Consider the following 19,558-nt stretch of genomic DNA (forward strand, 5'->3'; position numbering starts at 1 on the left):
CCCCGTGGCATCCGCTCGCCCCAATGCGTCGGGGGCGGCGCTCAGCTCTCGGGGATCGGCTGCTTCGGGAGCTTCCGCACCTTCGCGCGGCGGCGACGGCGCTCGGGGATCATCGAGCGCATCTCCTCGAGCTTGCCGAAGCAGAGCAGCCGGTCGCCCGGCTCGAGCACGGTGCTGCGGCGCGGGTTCGGCACGACGTTCGAGCCGCGGTGAAGGGTCAGCACCGTGATGTCGCGCTCGGAGAGGCCCGACTCGGCGACCGTGTGGCCGACGATGTCGGCGCCCGCGTTCACGACGAGCTCGGCCACGCCGTAGCCGGTCGAGACCGTGAGGCGCTGGCGCACGTCGATCTCGGGGAACGCGACCTGGTTCGCCATGTAGTCGATGATCGCGCCCGCCACGTCGAGCTTCGTCGCGGTCTCGACGCCCTCGAGGCCGGGCGACGAGTTCACCTCCATGACGAGCGGACCGTCGTTGCCCTCGAGCATGTCGACGCCCGCGACGCGCAGGCCCATGATCTGCGCCGACCGCACGGCCGCCTGCTCGTAGTCGGGGTCGAGTTCGACCGGCTCCACGGTGCCGCCGCGGTGCACGTTCGAGCGGAACTCGTCGCCCGACGCGACCCGCCGCATCGCCGCGACCACGCGGTCGCCGACGACGAGCGCGCGGATGTCGCGGCCCCGGCTCTCCGACGCGAAGCGCTGGATGAGCACGTTCTGCTTCGTCGAGTGCAGGGTCTCGATGATCGCCTCGGCGACCTTGACCTCCGGGGCGAGGATCACGCCGATGCCCTGCGTGCCCTCGAGCAGCTTGATGACGACCGGGGCGCCGCCGACGCGCTCGATCGCGGGCCGCACGTCGGCGCGATTGCGCACGAACGTCGTCTCGGGCATGCCGATGCCGTGGCGGGAGAGGATCTGGCTCGCGCGCAGCTTGTCGCGCGAGTTCGTGATGCCGTTGGCCGTGTTCGGCGTGTAGACGTCCATCTGCTCGAACTGGCGCACCACGGCGGTGCCGAAGTACGTGATCGAGTTGCCGATGCGCGGCAGGATCGCGTCGTAGTCGCTCAGGCGCTTGCCGCGGAACTGCAGGTCGGGTTCGTCGCCCGAGAGGTCGATCGCGAACCGCAGCGTGTTCAGCACCTTCACGTTGTGGCCCCGTTGCTGGGCCGCGGCCCGCAGCCGCTGGGTGGAGTACGAGTGGGGGGCGCGCGACAGGATGGCCAGCTTCATAGGGGGAGCACCTGAAAGGATAGGACGATGGGCGAACCACCTCATTCAAGCACCATCGCCGGCTGGCGCGAATGGGTTGCGCTCCCCGGTATCGGCGTGCCATGGATGAAGGCGAAGCTCGACACCGGCGCGCGCACCTCGGCTCTCCACGCGTTCGACGTGGAGGAGTTCACGCGCGACGGCGAGGAGCAGGTCCGCTTCGGCGTGCACCCCTGGCAGGAGTCCGACTCCGACGCCGTGATCGTCGAGCTGCCGGTGCACGACCGGCGCTCCGTGCGCAGCTCGTCGGGCCACGTCGACGAGCGCGTCGTCGTGCTCCTCGACCTCGTGCTCATGGACCACACCATGCGGGCGGAGGTCACCCTGACCAACCGCGACCAGATGGGGTTCCGGATGCTGGTGGGCCGCGAGGCCCTGCGCCAGGGGTTCCTCGTCGACTCCGATGCCTCGTTCCTCGGCGGCCGCGCGCCGCGCGCGGCGCGACGCCGCAACCGCGGGCGCTGACCCGAGGCATCCGCTCGCCCCGCCCTGCCCGACCGGCACCCAGCGGATCGTCAGGACCGGGGGGCGGCCGCCGGTAGACTCGAGCGGTCGGGAAGCAACAGGGACGGAGCACGCGAGTGACGGATGCCGCCGGGGACGCGCGCGGCGCGGACCGCTCGTGGATCGCACCCCTCGTCCGGTCGGGCCTCGCGCTCGCCGCGGCCGTGGTCATCACGTTCTCGCAGGATCACTCGACGACCTTCGGCCTGCTCGTCTTCGGCGCCTGGGCGCTCGCGACCGGCCTCGTCGTCGGCGCGCTGCAGCTGCGCCTCGAGGCCGATCGCTCCACGCGCACGCTCCTGACCGTGGCATCCGTCGTCACGGTCGTCTCGGGCATCCTGGCGCTCACCGTGCCCGCGGTGCTGCCGATGCTCTATTACGTGATCAGCGTGTGGGCGGCCGTGACCGGCTTCATCGAGCTGTTCGCGGGCCTGCGCACGCGCGGCCGGCACCCCGCGTCGCGCGACCGGGTCGCGGTCGGCGCGTTCACCGCGGTGCTCGCGATCGTGTTCCTGCTGCTGCCGCCCGACAACCCCGTGGTCGCCGTCGGCCTGTTCGGCGCGTACCTCGCCATGATCGGCGTGTTCCTCGGCATCGCCGCGTTCTCGATCCGGTGGGCCGCGCTCGAGCGCGAGTCCGCACCCGAGGCTGCGAACGACGCCTCCCCCGAAGCCCTGAAGGACGACGAATGAGCACCACCGGACCCGACGACGACCAGCCCACCCCGCCCAGCCGGCGCGATGTGCTGCGCCCGGTCGAGCTGGTCGGCGGCTCGGCGCTCGCCGCAGTCTTCGTGGGCGTGATCGTGCTGATGACGACGCGCGAGTGGCAGCTCACCGCGATCTCGGCCGGCGTCGTCTTCATCGTCGTGCTCGTCGCGCTCGCGATGTTCGCGCTGACGTTCAAGGACGACGACGCGATCGACCCCCGCGACGAGGGCCCCGACCCCGAGGCGGAGCCCCCCGCCCACTGACCCGCGCGTCGCAGTCGTCGTCACTTTTCAGGAAGACGCCGTGCGTGGGTCGTGCGCTTTTCAGGAAGCCACCGGCGGCACTCAAGCCTTCAGGCTTGAATGCGCGACAAACTAGCGGGAATCGGACAGGATTCCGGCCTGCACTCCTGAAAAGTGCGAGACACCGAGTCGGGGCGTTCCTGAAAAGCGATGCCGCCGCCGCGGAGGGCGTCAGATGCGGTCGACGAGGTCGCCCGCGAGGCCCGTGTAGCCGCCGGGCGTGAGCGCGAGCAGGCGCTGCTTCGCCTCGTCGCCGATGTCCAGGCCCGACACGAACTCGGCCAGCTCGGCGGCGCCGACGCGGCGGCCCCGCGTGAGCTCCTTGAGCATCGCGTAGGGGTCGCTGATCGACGAGCGCCCCGCGACGACCTCGGCCCGCACGACGGTCTGGATCGCCTCGCCGAGGATCTCCCAGTTCGCGTCGAGGTCGGCGGCGAGCGCGTCCCGGTCGAGGTCGATCTCGCCGAGCCCGCGGCGGATGTTGTCGAGCGCGAGCATCGAGTGCCCGAGCCCCAGCCCGATGTTGCGCTGCGCCGACGAGTCGGTGAGGTCGCGCTGCAGGCGCGAGGTCACGAGCGTCGCGGCGAGCGAGTCGAGCACGGCCGACGAGAGCTCGAGGTTCGCCTCGGCGTTCTCGAAGCGGATCGGGTTGATCTTGTGCGGCATGGTCGACGACCCGGTCGCGCCGGCCTGCGGGATCTGCCGGAAGTACCCGAGCGAGATGTAGGTCCAGATGTCGGTCGCGAGGTTGTGCAGCACCCGGTTCGCGTGCGAGATGCGCGCGTAGAGCTCGGCCTGCCAGTCGTGCGACTCGATCTGCGTGGTGAGCGGGTTCCAGGTCAGCCCGAGCGACTCGACGAACTCGCGCGAGATGTCCGGCCACGAGGCATCCGGTGCCGCCACGAGGTGGGCCGCGAACGTGCCGGTCGCGCCCGAGAACTTGCCCAGGTACTCGGTGTCGATCACCTGCGAGCGGATGCGACGGAGCCGGTGCACGAACACCGCGAGCTCCTTGCCCATGGTCGACGGGGTCGCCGGCTGACCGTGTGTGCGCGAGAGCATCGCGTCGTCGCGGTGGGCGCGGGCGAGGTCGGCCAGCGCGTCGATGACCGCGTCGAACTTCGGCAGCCAGGCATCCGCCACCGCATCGCGCACGGTGACCGCGTAGGAGAGGTTGTTGATGTCCTCGCTCGTGCAGGCGAAGTGGGTGAGCTCGGCGATCGCGTCGAGCCCGAGCGACGAGAGGCGACGGCGCACGTAGTACTCGACGGCCTTCACGTCGTGGCGGGTGGTGGCCTCGAGCTCGGCGAGCTCGTCGATGTCGGCCTGCGCGAAGTCGGTGACGACGGCTCGCAGCGCGGCCTTCTGGTCGTCGGTGAGGGCGGATGCCCCGAAGAAGCCGCGGTCGGTCTGGGCGATCAGCCACTCGACCTCGACGTGCACGCGCGCCCGGTTGAGCCCCGCCTCGGAGAGGTGCTCCCCCAGTTCGACGACCGCCGACCGGTACCGGCCGTCGAGCGGGCTGAGGGGCTGCGGGGGGAGGTTGCTCATCGGGTTCCCTGTCTGAGTGCTGGAGCGAGCTGGCGGAACAGGGCCAGCGACGACCGCTCTATCATCCCAAGAACCCGGTCGAACATCGCATCGTCGGAGTAGTAGGGGTCGGGCACGTCCTGCAGCGGCGCCAGTTCGGGGTCGAAGCTGAGCATCATCCGCACCTTCGCGTGGTCGCGCTCGGTGGGCGCCCAGTTGCGCAGGATGCGGGCCTGCGACCGGTCGAACGCGACCACGAGGTCGAGCTCGCCGAAGCCCGACGCGTCGAACTGCTGCGCGCGGTGCTGCGTGCCGTCGTAGCCGTGCCGCTCGAGGGCGGCGATGGTGCGGAGGTCGGCCTGCTCGCCGACGTGCCAGTCGCCGGTCGCGGCCGAGTCGATGTCGAGACGGTCGCCGAGTCCCGCTCGATCCGCGAGGCTCTTCAGCACGACTTCGGCCATGGGCGACCGGCAGATGTTGCCGGTGCAGACGAAGCAGATGCGGAAGCGCGGCGGGTTGCCCGGCTCCGATTGCAACATGGCTCCCATTCTGGCGCGGATTCGGCTCCTCCACACGGCCGGTTCGGGTGAAGACGGCGCGGATTCCCGGTGACCGGGGCCCGACGCGGGCGAGCGGGCGCGATCGTCGTCGCATGACGAGCGAATCGGATGCCACGGGTCGGCGCCTGGCGGCGCTGCGCGCGCAGTCCGCGGGCATCGCGGGGCTCGCCGCACAGGTCGCCGCCGCGCCGTCGCTGCTGCCCGCCCCCGGGGCGGCCTGCTGGGCGTCGGAGGCGCGCAACCGGTACGAGGAGCGACTCGTGGCCGTGCTGCACCGGCTGAACGCGGTGCGCGTGGTGCTCGACGACGGGGCGGCTGCCTCTGCGGCGCTCGCCGCACGCCTGGAGGAGGAGCGTGCGCACCTGTCGGCCGCGGAGGCGACCACCGCCGAGGCGCTGGCGGCCTTCGGCCTCGGATCCGCTGCCGTGCATGCGGGGGCATGGCCGTGAGCGGGCTGGCGATCTCGGGCGGGGGCACGATCGCGGTCTCGACGGGAGACCTGCTCGCGGACGCGGCCCTCCTCGGGCACGCGGAGCGCGTGCTCGGCGACTGGCAGGTCGAGGCGGCGCGACTGCGGCACCTCGACCCGGTGTGGGCGGCGCCGCTCGCCGACGCGGGCGCGGGCTGGGCGCTGGTGGAGGCCGAGCGCATGCTCGGCGCGGTCGTCGCCGACGTCGTGGAGCTGCGGGCGGCGCTCGTCGAGGCCGCCGAGCGGTACGGCGTCGCCGAGCGCGCGATCGCGGCGAGCTGGGAGGCGGGCGGGCGCCTCGCGGCGTGGACGGTCGGGCGGGCGCTCCCGGCCGCAGGTGCGATCGCCGCGCTGCACGCGCCGGGGATCGCGGTCGCGACGGGACTCGCCGCGATGCTCGGGCTCGACCCCGCCGCTCCCCTGCACGAGCTCGTCGCCGCGATCGGCCGGCACCCCGAGTGGATCTCGGATCCGCGGTTCGTCGCACTCGTGCGCACCGCGGTGGGGTCGGCCGACGAGCTCGCGGTCGCCGCGCTCGGCGGCGTGCCGGTCGTCGATGCCGGGGTCGCCCCCACGGCGGCCGCCGTGCTCACGGTGTTCGCGCTCACGCGCGGCTTCGGCACCGGTGCGCTCGTCGAGACGCCGGTGCGCATCGAGCGGATGCCTCCCCCGCAGGGCGGACTCGTCGCAGGCGGCCGCGCGCCCGACCCCCGGCTCGGGGAGGCCCCGGCCGGCCCGCCGGCGCCCACCGCTCCCATCGGCATCGCCGGCCTCGCCGAACGCGTACCGGCCGACGCCGACGGCGCGCGCATCCGGGTGGAGCGCTACGGCGCGGAGACCGACCCGCGCTGGGTCGTCTACATCGGCGGCACGGTCGACACGGGTCTCGTGCCCGGCGCCGAGCCGTTCGACATGACGTCGAACCTGCACGCCGTGGCGGAGCGCGAGTCGGCGAGCGAGCGGGCGGTGCGGGCCGCGCTCGCCGAGGCGGGCGCGGCGCCCGGCGACCCGGTGGTGCCGGTCGGCTACTCGCAGGGCGGCATCGTCGCGGCCCGGCTCGCGGCGTCGGGCGACCTCGCGGTGCCCGCGGTCGTGAGCCTCGGCGGCCCGATCGGCCAGGTCGACCTGCCCGACGGAGTGCGCGTGCTGTCGCTCGAGCACGACGACGACCTCGTGCCGGCCCTCGGCGGTCCCGCCCGCGACGAGCCGAACCGGGTCACGGTCTCACGTGACGCGTTCGACCCCGGCACCGACGTCGTGCACGCGCCGGGGTCGCTGCCCGCGCACGACCTGGACGCCTATCGGCGAACGGCGGAGCTGGTCGACGTCGACCGCGACCCGAGGCTCGCGGAGTTCACGGCGTGGATGGACGCCTACGTCGGCCGGCAGCCGCCGGAGTCGAGCGTGTGGCGCGCGACGCGCGAGTGATGCCGGGGGTCGGCCCCGGGGCATCCGCTCGCCTACTTGCTCGTGACCGGCCTCAGGATCAGACCGAGGATCCAGGCGATGATCGCGACGACGATCGCGCCGAGCACGCCCCACCAGAACCCGTCGACCACGAGCCCGAAGCCCATCAGGCTGCTGATCCAGCCGACGAGCAGGAAGAGCAGGCCGTTCACGATCAGCGCGAGCAGCCCGAGCGTCAGCACGTACAGCGGGAACGCGATGATGTGCAGCACCGTGCCGATGATCCCGTTCACGAGACCGAAGATCAGGGCGACGAGGAGGTACGTGAGCACCACCGCCAGCGTCGTGTTCTCGTAGGGCTCGACGCTCACGCCGGCGACGATGAGCGTGGTGAGCCACAGGGCGACGGCGTTGACGATGATCTTCAGCAGGAAGCGCATGCCCCCACTATGGCACCGCACCGCCCGCCGCGGCGGGGGTGTTGACAGGCGCGTCGTCGCGCGCGACACGCGGGAGGTACCGTTGGTGCGTGAGCGATGCCCCCGTCCCCGCCGCACCCGTCCGGCTCCGCCCCGAGATCGCCGCGCTCCCCGCGTACCGCCAGGGACGCCCGGCGCCGGCAGCCGGCTACAAGCTGTCGAGCAACGAGAACCCGTTCGACCCGCTGCCCGGCGTGGTCGGCGCCGTCACCGCCGCGGCGGAGTTCAACCGCTACCCCGACGCCACCGCGCTCGCCCTGCGCGAGGCGCTCGCCGCGCGCTTCGGCCGGTCGGTCGACGAGGTGCACGTCGGTGCCGGCTCGGTCGCCCTGCTCAGCCAGCTGATCCTCGCGACCTCCGGCCCGGGCGACGAGGTCGTCTACTCGTGGCGGTCGTTCGAGGCGTACCCGGGGCTCGTGACCGTTGCGGGCGCGACGAGCCGCATGGTGCCCAACCGCGCCGACGCCGGGCACGACATCGACGCGCTCATCGCCGCGGTGACGGATGCCACGCGGATGCTCATCGTCTGCTCCCCCAACAACCCCACCGGCACGATCGTCACGGCCGACGAGTTCGAACGCCTGATGGCCGCCGTGCCGAGCGACCTGCTCGTCGTGCTCGACGAGGCGTACGCCGAGTTCGTGACCGACCCCGACGCGGTCACCGGGCTGCCGCTGCTCGACCGCTACCCGAACCTCGTGGTGCTGCGCACCTTCTCCAAGGCGTACGGGCTCGCGGGCCTGCGGGTCGGCTACGCCCTCGGCGGGGCATCCGTGCTCGACGCCGCCCGCTCCACCGCGATCCCGCTCTCGGTCACAGGCCAGTCGGTCGCCGGCGCGCTCGCCTCGCTCGAGGCCGAGGAGGCGCTGCTCGAGCGGGTGCGTCACATCGCCGTGCGCCGCGATGCGCTCCGGGCCGCGCTCCTGGCCCAGGGCTGGCAGGTTCCGGTCGCGCAGGGCAACTTCGTCTGGCTGCCCACGGGCGAGCGGACGGCCGAGGTCGCGGAGCGCCTGTTCGATGCCGGACTGGTCACCCGGGCGTTCCCGCCCGAGGGCATCCGCGTGTCGATCGGCGAGGAGGAGAGTGTCGACAAGCTCCTAGCGGTTCTCGATGAGCTTGTGGGGATGCCACAAGAGGGGCCCTCCACCTAGCGGGTAGCTTGGAACGGTGGCAGCCCCCGAGACCGACCCCACTGCACCGATGGTGCAGATCCTCACGCCCGACGGCGTGATCGCCCCGAGCGCGGAGGCGGAGCCGTACGCGGAGCTCGTCGAGGGACTCGACGATTCGACGCTGGAGACGTTCTACCGCGACATGGTGCGCTCGCGGCGCCTCGACATCATGGGCGCGAACCTGCAGCGCCAGGGTCAGCTCGCACTCTGGGTGCCGAGCCACGGCCAGGAGGCGGCCCAGGTCGGATCGGCTCGCGCCGCGCGCACGCAGGACCACATCTTCCCCTCCTATCGCGAACACGTCGTCGGCATGATCCGCGGCCTCGACCCCGTGCGCATCATGGCGTTGCTGCGCGGCGCGACGCTCGGCGGGTGGGACCCGGCCGAGACCGGCAACTTCCACCTCTACACGCTGGTGCTCGCGTCGCAGACGCTGCACGCGACCGGGTACGCGATGGGCCTCCGGTTCGACGGGCTGGTCGGCACGGGCGACCCGGAGACCGACACCGCCGTGCTGGTCTACTACGGCGACGGCTCCACGTCGCAGGGCGACGCGAGCGAGGCGCTCGTGTTCGGTTCGAGCTTCCAGACGCCGCAGGTCTACTTCATCCAGAACAACCAGTGGGCGATCTCGGTGCCGGTCCAGCGACAGTCGCGAGTGCCGCTCGCGCAACGAGGACCCGGATTCGGCATGCCCGGCATCCGCATCGACGGCAACGACGTGCTCGCCAGCTACGCGGTCACGCGCACCGCCATGGAGCAGGCCCGTGCCGGCGAGGGCCCCAGCCTGATCGAGGCGCTCACGTACCGCATGGGCGCCCACACGACCGCCGACGACCCGACCAAGTACCGCCCCGAGGGCGAGCTCGAGTCGTGGATCGCGCGCGACCCGATCTCGCGGTACCGCACCTGGCTCGAGGGCCGGGGTGCGTCGGAGGCGTTCTTCGACCAGGCCGACGCCGACGCAGACGACTACGCGGCCGACGTGCGCCGCCGCACGCTCGAGCTGCAGGCGCCGTCACGCCCGGCGATCTTCGAGCACGTGTACTCCGAGCCGCATCCGCTCATGGCCCAGCAGGCCGAGTGGCTCGAGCGCTACGAGGCCGGCTTCGAGGGAGGCGCCGCATGACCCGCGAGGTACGTGAACGCGACCAGGTCGACGAGGTGCCCCCGGTGGTCGCCGCGCCGCCCGCTCCCCCGGCCCCGGGCACCCCGGGCGAGAGCCGAGCGGATGCCTCCGAGGCGGCCGAGGCCGACGCGCCTGCGCCCGAGCTGCTCGGGGTGCAGTCGATGCCCATGGGCAAGGCGATCAACGCCGGGCTCCGCAAGGCGCTCGCCGACGACCCGAAGGTGCTCCTCATGGGCGAGGACATCGGACCGCTCGGCGGCGTCTTCCGCGTGACCGAGGGGCTCCACGCCGAGTTCGGCGGCGACCGCGTGATCGACTCGCCGCTCGCCGAGTCGGGCATCGTCGGCACGGCCATCGGCCTCGCGATGCGCGGCTACCGCCCGGTGCTCGAGATCCAGTTCGACGGGTTCGTCTTCCCCGCATTCGACCAGATCACCACGCAGCTCGGCCGCCAGAACCTGCGCCACGACGGCCGCATGCCGATGCCGGTCGTCATCCGTATCCCCTACGGCGGTCACATCGGCTCGATCGAGCACCACCAGGAGAGCCCCGAGGCGTACTTCACGCACACCCCCGGCATCCGGGTCGTGAGCCCCTCGTCGCCGCACGACGCGTACTGGATGATCCAGGAGGCCATCGCCTCGAACGACCCCGTGATCTTCTTCGAGCCCAAGAGCCGCTACTGGCCGAAGGGCCCGGTCGACCTCGACCACGCGGGCATCGCACTGCATTCCTCACGGGTCATGCGTCGCGGCACGGACGTCACGGTGGTCGGCCACGGCGCCATGGTCGCCACGCTGCTGCAGGCCGCCGACATCGCCGAGCAGGAGGGGCGCAGCCTCGAGGTCGTCGACCTCCGGTCGCTCTCCCCCATCGACTACGGCCCGCTCGTCGACTCGGTGCAGCGCACCGGGCGCCTCGTGGTCGCCCAGGAGGCGGTCGGCTTCACGAGCCTCGGCTCCGAGGTCGCCGCGACCATCGCCGAGCGCTGCTTCTACTCGCTCGAGGCACCCGTGCTGCGGGTCTCGAGCTTCGACACGCCCTTCCCGCCCGCCGCGCTCGAGGCGGACTACCTGCCGAGCCCCGACCGCGTGCTCGAAGCCGTCGACCGCGCGCTCGCCTACTGAGTGCCACGCACCGAAGCGCACCGAGGAGCACGATGACCGAGATGCAGTTCCCCCTCCCCGACGTCGGCGAGGGACTGACCGAGGCCGAGATCGTCTCGTGGCGCGTCGCGCCGGGCGACCGCATCGAGCTCGACCAGGTGTTCGTCGAGATCGAGACCGCGAAGTCGCTCGTCGAGCTGCCGAGCCCCACCGAGGGCGTCGTGAGCAAGCTGCTCGTCGAGGTCGGGCAGACGGTCGACGTGGGCACCCCGATCGTGGCGGTGCAGACGGATGCCGCGGGCGGCATGGATTCCCCGAGCGAGGCGCCGGCACCGTCGGAGGCGGCCCAGGTCGCCGCGGACACCGCGTCGACCGTCGCGTCGGAGCCCGAGCCCGAGGCATCCGGTGCCGTGCTCGTCGGCCACGGCAGCTCCGGGCCCGCCTCGAGCCGCCGCAAGCGCCACCCCGCTCCCCCGGTCGCGCACGAGCACTTCGCCGAGCCGGCTCCCGCGCCGTCGGCCGGCGTGCCGACCAAGGTGGCGGGCGCGCGCACCGAGTCGGACGTGCCGGTGATCGCGAAGCCGCCGATCCGCAAGCTCGCGAAGGACCTCGGGGTCGACCTCAACCGGGTCACCGCGACCGGTCCGATCGGCGAGATCACGCGCGACGACGTGATCCGCGAGGCCTCGCAGGCCAGCGTGTTCCGCAACATCCAGACGCCCGAGACGCCGTCGGACCGCGAGCACCGCGTGCCGGTGAAGGGCGTGCGCAAGGCGATCGCCGCGGCGATGGTCGAGAGCGCATACTCCGCGCCGCATGTGAGCGTGTTCGTCGACGTGGACGCCACCCGCACGATGGAGTACGTGAAGCGCCTGAAGGCCTCCCCCGACTTCGCGGGCGTGAAGGTCTCGCCGCTGCTGATCATGGCCAAGGCGATGATCTGGGCGGTGCGGCGCAACCCGACCGCGAACGCGCAGTGGACCGACCGCGAGATCGTGGTCAAGCACTACGTGAACCTCGGCGTGGCGGCGGCGACGCCGCGCGGTCTGATCGTGCCGAACGTGAAGGAGGCGCAGGCCATGAGCATGGTCGAGCTCGCCACGGCGCTCGAGCAGCTCACCCTGACCGCGCGTGAGGGCAAGACGCAGCCGGCCGAGATGCAGGGCGGCACGATCACCATCACGAACATCGGGGTCTTCGGCATGGACACCGGCACGCCGATCCTGAACCCCGGCGAGGTCGCGATCGTGGCGCTCGGCACGATCAAGCAGAAGCCGTGGGTGGTCGACGGCGAGGTCCGCCCGCGGTTCGTGACCACGATCGGTGCGTCGTTCGACCACCGCGTGGTCGACGGCGACGTGGCGTCGCGGTTCCTCGCCGACGTGGCGGCGATCATCGAGGAACCCGCGCTGCTGCTGGAGTAGCGCGGCCGCTCCGGCGGGACTCCCCTACTCGGCCTGCGGCTGCTCGGGGTGGTCGGCTGCGGGACCGGTGGCCGGGGTCTCGGCGACGATCGCCTGCAGCGCACCGGTCGTCGGCAGGTGCCGCTCGTACCGGCGCATGTTCGCGTCGCGCGCGATCTCGTGCATGCCCGCCGCGCGCATCGCGCGCGTGGCCGGCACGTTGGTCGCCTCCGCGTCGGCTCGGGCGCGCGCCGCACCGTTGGCGGCGGCGACGCCCAGGGCGAGCTTCACGGCCTCGGTGGCGAGGCCCTGCCCGCGCACCGCCGGGACGAGGGCGAAGGCGAACTCGACCGTGCCGGTGGCATCCGGGGGGCCGTAGAAGATGACAGCGCCGACCGCGGCGCCGGTGCCGCCGCGGCGCACCAGGTACGGACCGAACGGGGCGGGGTCGCCCTCCTTCTCGACGATGTCGAGGAATGCGCGCACGAGTTCGATCTCGTCGGCGAAGGCGTATCCGCCCTCCCACCCCTCACCGGGTGCGCGATCGCCGTCCAGGACGCGGTGGGCTTCGGCGACGGTGAACGGGTGCAGCGTGAGCTGGGTGGTCGTCGTCGTATCCACGTCATTCACTCTTTCACGCCACGACGGCGACACGCCAGAACGTTCCACAATGCGTCACTCCTCGTGCACTCGACGGACACACCACCGTAGGCACAACGCATGAGTTTGACAATCATTATCAATAAGCCTACGCTCGCTGTCATGCGCCCCGTCACGCTTCCATTCCTCGCTGCCCTCGCGACCGGTGCGGTCGTCCTCTCCGGCTGCTCGGCCGCATCGACCGACACCGCCGGCTCGACGCCCTCCGTCGTCGCCACGACCACCCAGGTCGCCGACTTCACCCGCGAGCTCGCGGGGGAGCAGGTGGAGCTCACGCAGCTCGTCAGCCCGAACCAGAGCGCGCACGACTTCGACCCGTCGGCCGCGCAGCTGCTCGCGCTCACGAACGCCGATGCGCTCGTCATCAACGGAGGAGGCCTGGAGACCTGGCTCGACGACGCGATCGACGCCTCGGGCTTCGACGGCGTCGTGATCGACGCGAGCACCGGCATCGAGCTCGTCGCGGGCGGTCACGACCACGACCACGATGACGAGGACCACGCGGACGAGGACGAGCACTCGGACGACGAGGAGCACGCCGAGGACGAGCACTCCGACGAGGAGCACGCCGACGACGAGCACACGGACGAGGACGAGCACGCCCACGAGGAGGGCAACCCGCACATCTGGACCGATCCCGTGCTCGCCGCCGAGATGGTGGAGAACATCGCGGCCGGCCTCGCCGACCTGGACGCCATCGACTCGGGCGCGCTCGACGCCTCGGAGGCCGAGTACCTCGCCGAGCTCGATGCGCTCGACGCCTGGATCCACGACAGCGTCGACCAGGTGCCCGCGGAGGAGCGCCTGCTCGTCACCAACCACGACGCCTTCACCTACTTCGTCGCCGCGTACGACATCACCTACGTCGGCAGCGTCATCCCCGGATTCGACGACAACGCCGAGCCGAGCGCGGCGGAGCTCGACGAGCTGATCGCCGCGATCATCGAGACCGGCGTGCAGGCCGTCTTCTCGGAGCAGTCGATCGCGCCCGATGCGGCCGAGACGATCGCCCGGGAGGCCGGCGTGGAGGTGTACACCGGCGACGACGCGCTGTACGGCGACTCCCTCGGCGTCGCGGGGAGCGACGGCGAGACCTACCTCGGCAGCCAGGTGCACAACGTGCGACTGATCGTGAGCTCGTGGGGCGTCGAGGCGGCCGACCTGCCGTCGATCCTGCAAGACTGATCGCATGAACGCTCCCGTCCTGCACCTCGACCGGGCCGCCTTCGCGTACGGCGCCACGGTCGGGGTGCAGGGCGTCACGATCGACGTGGCACCGGGCGAGGCGGTCGCGCTCATCGGCCCGAACGGTGCGGGCAAGTCCACGGTGCTGAAGGGCATCCTCGGGCTCGTGCCCCTCACTGCGGGTGATATGCAGCGCGCGGCATCCGTCGCCTCGCTGCCGCAGTCCGCCGAGCTCGACCCCGAGTTCCCCATCACGCTCCGCCAGGTCGTGATGCAGGGCCGCTACCGCTCGATGGGGTGGCTGCGGATGCCGGGCGGGCGCGATCGCGCGGCCGTCGCGGCGGCCCTCGAGGCCGTCGGGCTCGCGGACCGCGCAGGCACCCGCTTCGGCGACCTCTCCGGCGGGCAGCGACAGCGCGGACTCCTCGCACGCGCACTCGCATCCGAGCCCGGGCTGCTGCTGCTCGACGAGCCCTTCAACGGCCTCGACCAGCCCAATCGCGACGCCCTGCTCCAGACCGTGCACGACCTGAAGTCCCGCGGCATCGCGGTGCTCATCTCGACGCACGATCTCGACCTGGCCCGTGAGACCTGCGACACCGCGCTGTTCCTGAACCGATCGCAGCTCGCCTGCGGACCCGTCGCCGAGACCCTCACCCTCGAGACCGTGCAGGAGTGCTTCGGCGACGTCGGCGTCGAGGTCGACGAGCACACGCTCGTCGTGCCCGACCACGAGGGGCGCGAGTGACCGTGCGCCACCGCGCACGGCGGGGGAGTGGCGCATGACGCTCGACCAGATGCTGTTCGGGGCATATGCGCTGCCGTTCATGTCGCGAGCGCTCATCGCGATGCTCGCGCTCGCGATCGTGGCGGGCCTCATCGGCGTGCTCGTGAACCTCCGCGGGCTCGAGTTCATCAGCGACGGCCTCACCCACGCGGTCTTCCCCGGGCTCGCGATCGGCTTCATCGCCGGCGGTGAGCCGGGCCTCGTGATCGGCGCCACGATCGCCGCCGTCGCCGCGGCGGTCGTGCTGACGCTCGTCTCGCGCGCCGGGGTGGCCTCCGACTCCGCCATCGCCATCGTGCTGACCGGTGCGTTCAGCGTCGGCGTGATCGCGGTGTCGGGCGGGTCGGACTTCGCCGGGCAGCTGGAGACGCTGCTCTTCGGGCGCCTGCTCACCATCGATGCGGCGACCGTGCCGCTGCTGCTCGTGGTGTGCGGCATCGCGCTGGCGCTCACGTGGGGAACGCGTTCGCGCCAGCTGTTCCGTGCCTTCGACCCGGTCGGCAGCGAGGCGGCGGGCGTGCGTCCGCTCGCGACCGACCTCGTGCTCAACACGTCGATCGCTCTGGTGGTCGTCGCGGCCTCGAGCACGGTGGGCAGCCTGCTCGTGCTCGCCGTGCTGATCGTGCCGGGCGCCGTCGCGCGGCTCGTGACGACGAGCCTGCTCGCGCTCTTCCCCGTGGCCGGTGCGTTCGCCGCGCTCGCGTCGTGGCTCGGGCTCTCGATCGGGTTCGGCGTCTCCGTCGGCGCGGGCATCGACCTGCCGGGCGGTTCCACCGTGGTGGCCGTGTTCGTGGCGGGCTACGCACTCGTGCTCGTCGCACGGCTGCTCGTCGACCGCGTCCGCGCTCGGGGACGAGGGCGCGCGGGCGCGCCGTCCGGCACCGCCGACCGGGCCGGGGGAGTGGCGGAGCAGGCCGGGGGAGTGGTCGCATGAGCTACTTCGAGCGCGCACTCGTCGCGGCGATCGTGATCGGCGCGGTCTGCGGCCTGGTCGGTTCGCTGGTCGTGCTGCGCCGGCGCGTGTTCTTCGCGCAGGCGCTCACGCACGGCACCTTCCCCGGTGCGGTGGCCGCCGCGGCGCTCGGCGTCGCCGTGCCGATCGGCGCCGCCGTGGCATCCGTCGTGCTCGTCGGCGTGATGCTGCTGGTCTCGCGCGTGCGCTCCCAGGGCGCGCAGGTGGCTGCCGGCATCGTCCTGACCGGCGGCTTCGCCCTCGGCGCGATGCTGCAGGCGGTGCTCCCCGACCTGCCGATCCGTGCGGAGTCCTTCCTCATCGGCTCGATCCTCACCGTCACCGAGGCCGACCTGCTGGTCTCGGGCGGGGTGCTGCTCGTGGCGGTCGTCGTGTTCGCCGCGTTCGGCAAGGAGTTCGTCTTCTCGACGTTCGACCCCGGCGGGTACCGTGCGGCCGGGTACCGTGGATGGCCCATGGAGACCCTCGTGCTCGCCCTCATCGCGGCCGCGGTCGTGTCGTCGCTGCCCGCGGTCGGGGCGATCCTCGCGATCGCGCTCATCGCCGCGCCCGCCGCCGCAGCCCGGCTGCTCATGCCCACCGTCGGCTGGATCGTGGCGACCGCGCCGCTCATCGGTGCCGCGTCCGGGGTCGTCGGCCTGCTGATCTCGCGCGAGCTGGGCGTCGCCGCCGGCCCGGCGATCGCCCTCGTGGCCTGCGGGTTCTTCCTGGTCGCGCTCGCGGCGCGCGGCATCCGCCGCCGCTCCCCGCGCCCGCTGCACGTGCCGGTCGAGACCGCCGAGGAGGCGATCGCGCGATGAAGCGGCAGACCTGGCAGCGCGAGGCGGTGCGCGACGCACTCGATCGCACCGAGGGGTTCATCAGCGCGCAGGCGCTGCACGCCGCGCTGCACGAGGGCGGCTCGCCCATCGGCCTCGCCACGGTGTATCGGGCGCTCGCCGACCTCGCGACGACCGGCGACGCCGACTCGCTGCAGTCGCCCGAGGGCGAGGCGCTCTACCGCGCGTGCTCGACGACCGGCCACCACCACCACCTCATCTGCCGGTCGTGCGGGCGCACCGTGGAGATCGCCGCCGACGAGGTCGAGCAGTGGGCGAAGCAGGTCGCGGCGCAGCACGGCTTCACCGACGCCGCCCACGTCGTCGACGTGTTCGGGCTCTGTGCCGAGTGCACGCGCCGCGCGGCGGGCGACTCCCCCGGATAACGAAACGATAACGACCCATGATCCGCATGCTGGCGGGGATGGCGTGAGCCGGCGACCCGTCCAGACGGACGTGAGCGGCCGCCTGAGGCGGCATCCGACTTGCCCTCGACCGCGTGATCGCTAGGGTTGGTGCGGCCCTCCGGGGCCACCCGCCCAGCCCACGGCCCCGAGCGAGAGCGAGGGGACGAGGTCGAGCAGCGTTCCGCGCCCCAGATGGTCGCGGGTCGCGATCTCGGATGACTCGCGAGCATCTCGGAGCACAGGTCTGCGTTCCACTCGCTCGAGTCGAGAGATCGTGCACGCCGTCGACCCCGGGCGCAAGCAATGACGCGTGCCCTCCAGCCACGAGCATCACCGGCGTCGGGGCGCGCACGGAGACGCAACGTGACGCACACCCCTGCAGCGAACGCCCCCATCCCCACCACCGAACCCCCCGCACTCGAGGTGCGGAACCTCTTCAAGTTCTTCGGCCGCCGCGCCGGCGAGGCGGTCTCCCGCCTCCGCGCCGGCGCCACCCGCGACGAGCTCGCCGGCCTCGGCACCGCCGCGGTCATCGACGCCGACTTCGACGTGCGCCGCGGCGAGATCTTCGTCGTCATGGGGCTCTCGGGCTCCGGCAAGTCCACGCTCATCCGCACGCTCAACGGGCTGCTCGAGCCGACCAGCGGCACGATCACCGTCGCGGGGGAGCGCATCAGCGGCATCTCGCCCAAGCGCCTGCGCGACGTGCGCCGTCGCCGCATCTCGATGGTGTTCCAGCACTTCGCGCTGCTGCCCCACCGCACGGTGCTCGACAACGCCGCTTACGCGCTCGAGGTGCAGGGCGTGCCACTCGCCGAACGCACCGAGCGCGCCCGCACCGTGCTCGAGCGCGTCGGCCTCGCCGGCTGGGAGGACAAGCTCCCCGACGAACTCTCCGGCGGCATGAAGCAGCGCGTCGGCCTCGCCCGTGCGCTCGCCGCCGACACCGACATCCTGCTCATGGACGAGGCGTTCTCGGCGCTCGACCCGCTCATCCGCCGCGAGATGCAGGAGCAGCTCATCGAGCTGCAGCAGGAGCTCGGCAAGACCATCGTCTTCATCACCCACGACCTCAACGAGGCGATGTTCCTCGGCGACCGCATCGCGGTCATGCGCGACGGGCGCATCGTGCAGCTCGGCACCGCCGAGGAGATCCTCACCGACCCGGCCGACGACTACGTCGCCCAGTTCGTGCAGGACGTCGACCGCGCCCGCGTGCTCACCGCATCGAACGTCGTCGAGCAGGCGCGCGCCGTCATGAGCGCCTCGGCCGGCCCGCGCGCCGCGCTGCGCATCATGCGCGACCTGCAGACCTCGGTCGTCTACGTCGTCGGCGGCGGCCGGCGCCTCCTCGGCGTCGTGCGCGACCGCGACGTGCTGAAGCTCGTGCGCAACGGCGTCACGACGCTCGACTCCGCGATCGGCGACGACCACCCCGTCGTCGGTCCCGACGAGCTGCTCTCCGACCTGCTCGGCACCTCGGTCGAGTCCGACCTGCCGATCGCGGTCGTCGACGACCAGCAGCGCCTGCTCGGCGTCGTGCCGCGCGTCACCCTGCTCGCCGCCCTCGGCAACGTCTCGACCGACACCGGCGGGCAGCCCGTGATCGAGCTGCCGCACACGACGATCCCGATGGACGTCTTCACCGAGACCCTGCACTCGACCGCGGACGGCGACGCGGAGTCGTCGGCCGGGCACGAGGCATCCGTCACCGTCCCCGCCACCGGCGCCGCCGAACTCGACGAAGCGGATGCCACGAGCGAGAGGAGCCACGCATGACCGAGTTCCGCCTGCCCCTCGGCCAGTGGGTCGAGGACTTCATCGACGTGCTGACCGAGGTGCTCTCCGGCTTCTTCGCCGTGGTGCGCGCCGTCTTCCTCGGCTTCTACGACGGCGTCGACTGGGTGCTCTCCACCCCGCCGTTCTGGCTGATCATCGTGCTCGTCGCCGCGCTCGCCTGGTGGGCCCGCGGCTGGAAGCTCGCGCTCGGCTCGGTCGTCGGACTCCTGGTGATCCTCGGCGTCGACCAGTGGGACAACGCCATGGACACCCTGGCGCTCGTGCTGGTCGCGTCGACGATCGCGGTCGTCATCGCGATCCCGCTCGGCATCCTCGCCGCGCGCAGCGACCTGGCGTCGAAGATCATCAAGCCGATCCTCGACTTCATGCAGACGATGCCGGCGTTCGTCTACCTGATCCCCGCGCTCATCCTGTTCCGCGTCGGCGTCGTGCCCGGCATCGTCGCGACCATCGTGTTCGCGATGGCGCCCGGCGTGCGGCTCACCGAGCTCGGTATCCGCGGCGTCGACAAGGAGGTCGTCGAGGCCGGCCAGGCGTTCGGCTCGTCCCCCGGCCGCATCCTCCGGCAGATCCAGCTGCCGCTCGCGATGCCGTCGATCATGGCGGGCGTCAACCAGGTGATCATGCTGTCGCTCTCGATGGTCGTGATCGCCGGAATGGTCGGCGCGGGCGGACTCGGCGGCGACGTCGTGGCGAGCCTCAACCGCATCGACGTCGCGCTCGGCTTCGAGGCCGGCCTGTCGGTCGTGATCCTCGCGGTCATCCTCGACCGCATCACGGGCGCGTTCGGCGGCGGGCTGCGCAAGCGCCCGCCCGTGCGGGCGAAGCAGACGGCGAAGGCGGATGCCGCCGAGCCGGCGCCCGTCGCCGCCTGAGCCGCATCCGG

21 protein-coding genes are annotated in these 19,558 nt (G+C 72.2%); 16 read left to right on the plus strand and 5 right to left on the minus strand.

Annotated elements, in window-relative coordinates:
• Nucleotides 1-41 precede the first annotated feature (41 nt).
• Nucleotides 42-1,232 carry a RimK family alpha-L-glutamate ligase gene (locus QMG39_RS07725; protein WP_281883720.1) on the minus strand — a complete coding sequence of 397 codons (1,191 nt, stop codon included), beginning with the start codon at nucleotides 1,230-1,232 and terminating at the stop codon, nucleotides 42-44.
• Nucleotides 1,233-1,259: 27 nt separating this feature from the next.
• On the opposite strand from QMG39_RS07725, the gene QMG39_RS07730 reads away from it, so the two are divergent.
• The 3 genes from QMG39_RS07730 (at nucleotide 1,260) to QMG39_RS07740 (ending at nucleotide 2,748) form a co-directional block, all read left to right on the plus strand.
• A complete protein-coding gene (locus QMG39_RS07730; protein WP_281883722.1) occupies nucleotides 1,260-1,736 on the plus strand; it encodes an ATP-dependent zinc protease family protein in 477 nt (158 codons plus the stop codon).
• Nucleotides 1,737-1,852: 116 nt separating this feature from the next.
• A complete protein-coding gene (locus tag QMG39_RS07735; RefSeq protein WP_281883723.1) occupies nucleotides 1,853-2,467 on the plus strand; it encodes a DUF308 domain-containing protein in 615 nt (204 codons plus the stop codon).
• Complete coding sequence (locus tag QMG39_RS07740) at nucleotides 2,464-2,748, plus strand: ABC transporter ATP-binding protein (protein WP_281883725.1); 285 nt, start codon at nucleotides 2,464-2,466, stop codon at nucleotides 2,746-2,748. The genes QMG39_RS07735 and QMG39_RS07740 overlap by 4 nt, the downstream gene beginning before the upstream one ends.
• A gap of 210 nt (nucleotides 2,749-2,958) precedes the next feature.
• Here QMG39_RS07740 and purB read toward each other — a convergent pair whose 3' ends face one another.
• Both purB and QMG39_RS07750 read right to left on the minus strand, forming a co-directional pair.
• The gene (gene purB / locus QMG39_RS07745; protein WP_281883728.1) at nucleotides 2,959-4,338 is read right to left on the minus strand and encodes an adenylosuccinate lyase; all 1,380 of its coding nucleotides are present in this window, start codon (nucleotides 4,336-4,338) and stop codon (nucleotides 2,959-2,961) included.
• Complete coding sequence (locus QMG39_RS07750) at nucleotides 4,335-4,865, minus strand: low molecular weight protein-tyrosine-phosphatase (RefSeq protein ID WP_281883730.1); 531 nt, start codon at nucleotides 4,863-4,865, stop codon at nucleotides 4,335-4,337. Before QMG39_RS07750 ends, purB begins: the two co-directional genes overlap by 4 nt.
• Before the next feature lie 104 nt (nucleotides 4,866-4,969).
• Between QMG39_RS07750 and QMG39_RS07755 the strand changes: the two genes are divergently transcribed.
• Both QMG39_RS07755 and QMG39_RS07760 read left to right on the plus strand, forming a co-directional pair.
• Nucleotides 4,970-5,326 (plus strand): hypothetical protein, encoded by a 357-nt coding sequence (locus tag QMG39_RS07755; protein WP_281883732.1) that lies wholly within the window; start codon nucleotides 4,970-4,972, stop codon nucleotides 5,324-5,326.
• On the plus strand, nucleotides 5,317-6,774 hold the full coding sequence (locus QMG39_RS07760; protein WP_281883734.1) for a hypothetical protein: 1,458 nt from the start codon (nucleotides 5,317-5,319) through the stop codon (nucleotides 6,772-6,774). Before QMG39_RS07755 ends, QMG39_RS07760 begins: the two co-directional genes overlap by 10 nt.
• A 32-nt stretch (nucleotides 6,775-6,806) precedes the next feature.
• Here the strand turns inward: QMG39_RS07760 and QMG39_RS07765 are convergent, their stop codons facing one another.
• Nucleotides 6,807-7,193 (minus strand): phage holin family protein, encoded by a 387-nt coding sequence (locus tag QMG39_RS07765; protein ID WP_281883736.1) that lies wholly within the window; start codon nucleotides 7,191-7,193, stop codon nucleotides 6,807-6,809.
• Nucleotides 7,194-7,282: 89 nt separating this feature from the next.
• On the opposite strand from QMG39_RS07765, the gene QMG39_RS07770 reads away from it, so the two are divergent.
• The 4 genes from QMG39_RS07770 to QMG39_RS07785 all read left to right on the plus strand — a co-directional run bounded on the left by QMG39_RS07770 (nucleotide 7,283) and on the right by QMG39_RS07785 (nucleotide 12,063).
• A complete protein-coding gene (locus tag QMG39_RS07770) occupies nucleotides 7,283-8,383 on the plus strand; it encodes a histidinol-phosphate transaminase (RefSeq protein WP_281883738.1) in 1,101 nt (366 codons plus the stop codon).
• A 49-nt stretch (nucleotides 8,384-8,432) separates the two neighbouring features.
• Complete coding sequence (locus QMG39_RS07775) at nucleotides 8,433-9,533, plus strand: thiamine pyrophosphate-dependent enzyme (RefSeq protein ID WP_281887207.1); 1,101 nt, start codon at nucleotides 8,433-8,435, stop codon at nucleotides 9,531-9,533.
• Nucleotides 9,534-9,694: 161 nt separating this feature from the next.
• The gene (locus tag QMG39_RS07780; protein ID WP_281887209.1) at nucleotides 9,695-10,660 is read left to right on the plus strand and encodes an alpha-ketoacid dehydrogenase subunit beta; all 966 of its coding nucleotides are present in this window, start codon (nucleotides 9,695-9,697) and stop codon (nucleotides 10,658-10,660) included.
• Nucleotides 10,661-10,692: 32 nt separating this feature from the next.
• On the plus strand, nucleotides 10,693-12,063 hold the full coding sequence (locus QMG39_RS07785; RefSeq protein WP_281883740.1) for a dihydrolipoamide acetyltransferase family protein: 1,371 nt from the start codon (nucleotides 10,693-10,695) through the stop codon (nucleotides 12,061-12,063).
• Between the two features lie 24 nt (nucleotides 12,064-12,087).
• Here the strand turns inward: QMG39_RS07785 and QMG39_RS07790 are convergent, their stop codons facing one another.
• Nucleotides 12,088-12,663, minus strand: coding sequence for a GNAT family N-acetyltransferase (locus tag QMG39_RS07790; protein ID WP_281883742.1), 576 nt, complete (start codon nucleotides 12,661-12,663; stop codon nucleotides 12,088-12,090).
• Nucleotides 12,664-12,804: 141 nt separating this feature from the next.
• Between QMG39_RS07790 and QMG39_RS07795 the strand changes: the two genes are divergently transcribed.
• The 7 genes from QMG39_RS07795 to QMG39_RS07825 all read left to right on the plus strand — a co-directional run bounded on the left by QMG39_RS07795 (nucleotide 12,805) and on the right by QMG39_RS07825 (nucleotide 19,547).
• Nucleotides 12,805-13,887: a metal ABC transporter substrate-binding protein gene (locus QMG39_RS07795; RefSeq protein WP_281883744.1), complete on the plus strand. Its 1,083-nt coding sequence runs from the start codon at nucleotides 12,805-12,807 to the stop codon at nucleotides 13,885-13,887.
• Between the two features lie 4 nt (nucleotides 13,888-13,891).
• Nucleotides 13,892-14,635, plus strand: a complete 744-nt coding sequence (locus QMG39_RS07800) for a metal ABC transporter ATP-binding protein (RefSeq protein WP_281883746.1) — start codon at nucleotides 13,892-13,894, stop codon at nucleotides 14,633-14,635.
• A 34-nt stretch (nucleotides 14,636-14,669) separates the two neighbouring features.
• Nucleotides 14,670-15,608, plus strand: a complete 939-nt coding sequence (locus QMG39_RS07805) for a metal ABC transporter permease (protein ID WP_281883748.1) — start codon at nucleotides 14,670-14,672, stop codon at nucleotides 15,606-15,608.
• The gene (locus tag QMG39_RS07810; protein ID WP_281883750.1) at nucleotides 15,605-16,447 is read left to right on the plus strand and encodes a metal ABC transporter permease; all 843 of its coding nucleotides are present in this window, start codon (nucleotides 15,605-15,607) and stop codon (nucleotides 16,445-16,447) included. The genes QMG39_RS07805 and QMG39_RS07810 overlap by 4 nt, the downstream gene beginning before the upstream one ends.
• A complete protein-coding gene (locus QMG39_RS07815) occupies nucleotides 16,444-16,851 on the plus strand; it encodes a Fur family transcriptional regulator (protein ID WP_281883752.1) in 408 nt (135 codons plus the stop codon). The genes QMG39_RS07810 and QMG39_RS07815 overlap by 4 nt, the downstream gene beginning before the upstream one ends.
• A gap of 384 nt (nucleotides 16,852-17,235) precedes the next feature.
• Complete coding sequence (locus QMG39_RS07820; RefSeq protein WP_281883754.1) at nucleotides 17,236-18,651, plus strand: quaternary amine ABC transporter ATP-binding protein; 1,416 nt, start codon at nucleotides 17,236-17,238, stop codon at nucleotides 18,649-18,651.
• Nucleotides 18,648-19,547 carry an ABC transporter permease gene (locus QMG39_RS07825; RefSeq protein ID WP_281883756.1) on the plus strand — a complete coding sequence of 300 codons (900 nt, stop codon included), beginning with the start codon at nucleotides 18,648-18,650 and terminating at the stop codon, nucleotides 19,545-19,547. The genes QMG39_RS07820 and QMG39_RS07825 overlap by 4 nt, the downstream gene beginning before the upstream one ends.
• Nucleotides 19,548-19,558 lie beyond the last annotated feature (11 nt).

The sequence above is a fragment of the Agromyces rhizosphaerae genome (genome assembly GCF_027925245.1).
In the GTDB taxonomy this organism is placed as follows: domain Bacteria; phylum Actinomycetota; class Actinomycetes; order Actinomycetales; family Microbacteriaceae; genus Agromyces; species Agromyces rhizosphaerae.

Bases quoted from the DNA above. Each gene is read 5' to 3' on its own strand.
- QMG39_RS07805 (WP_281883748.1), top strand. From the start codon at position 14,670: ATGACGCTCGACCAGATGCTGTTCGGGGCATATGCGCTGCCGTTCATG.
- QMG39_RS07810 (WP_281883750.1), top strand. From the start codon at position 15,605: ATGAGCTACTTCGAGCGCGCACTCGTCGCGGCGATCGTGATCGGCGCG.
- QMG39_RS07800 (WP_281883746.1), top strand. From the start codon at position 13,892: ATGAACGCTCCCGTCCTGCACCTCGACCGGGCCGCCTTCGCGTACGGC.
- QMG39_RS07740 (WP_281883725.1), top strand. From the start codon at position 2,464: ATGAGCACCACCGGACCCGACGACGACCAGCCCACCCCGCCCAGCCGG.
- QMG39_RS07760 (WP_281883734.1), top strand. From the start codon at position 5,317: ATGGCCGTGAGCGGGCTGGCGATCTCGGGCGGGGGCACGATCGCGGTC.
- QMG39_RS07775 (WP_281887207.1), top strand. From the start codon at position 8,433: ATGGTGCAGATCCTCACGCCCGACGGCGTGATCGCCCCGAGCGCGGAG.
- QMG39_RS07750 (WP_281883730.1), bottom strand. From the start codon at position 4,865: ATGGGAGCCATGTTGCAATCGGAGCCGGGCAACCCGCCGCGCTTCCGC.
- QMG39_RS07780 (WP_281887209.1), top strand. From the start codon at position 9,695: ATGCCCATGGGCAAGGCGATCAACGCCGGGCTCCGCAAGGCGCTCGCC.
- QMG39_RS07825 (WP_281883756.1), top strand. From the start codon at position 18,648: ATGACCGAGTTCCGCCTGCCCCTCGGCCAGTGGGTCGAGGACTTCATC.
- purB (WP_281883728.1), bottom strand. From the start codon at position 4,338: ATGAGCAACCTCCCCCCGCAGCCCCTCAGCCCGCTCGACGGCCGGTAC.
- QMG39_RS07755 (WP_281883732.1), top strand. From the start codon at position 4,970: ATGACGAGCGAATCGGATGCCACGGGTCGGCGCCTGGCGGCGCTGCGC.
- QMG39_RS07765 (WP_281883736.1), bottom strand. From the start codon at position 7,193: ATGCGCTTCCTGCTGAAGATCATCGTCAACGCCGTCGCCCTGTGGCTC.
- QMG39_RS07815 (WP_281883752.1), top strand. From the start codon at position 16,444: ATGAAGCGGCAGACCTGGCAGCGCGAGGCGGTGCGCGACGCACTCGAT.
- QMG39_RS07795 (WP_281883744.1), top strand. From the start codon at position 12,805: ATGCGCCCCGTCACGCTTCCATTCCTCGCTGCCCTCGCGACCGGTGCG.
- QMG39_RS07725 (WP_281883720.1), bottom strand. From the start codon at position 1,232: ATGAAGCTGGCCATCCTGTCGCGCGCCCCCCACTCGTACTCCACCCAG.
- QMG39_RS07785 (WP_281883740.1), top strand. From the start codon at position 10,693: ATGACCGAGATGCAGTTCCCCCTCCCCGACGTCGGCGAGGGACTGACC.
- QMG39_RS07730 (WP_281883722.1), top strand. From the start codon at position 1,260: ATGGGCGAACCACCTCATTCAAGCACCATCGCCGGCTGGCGCGAATGG.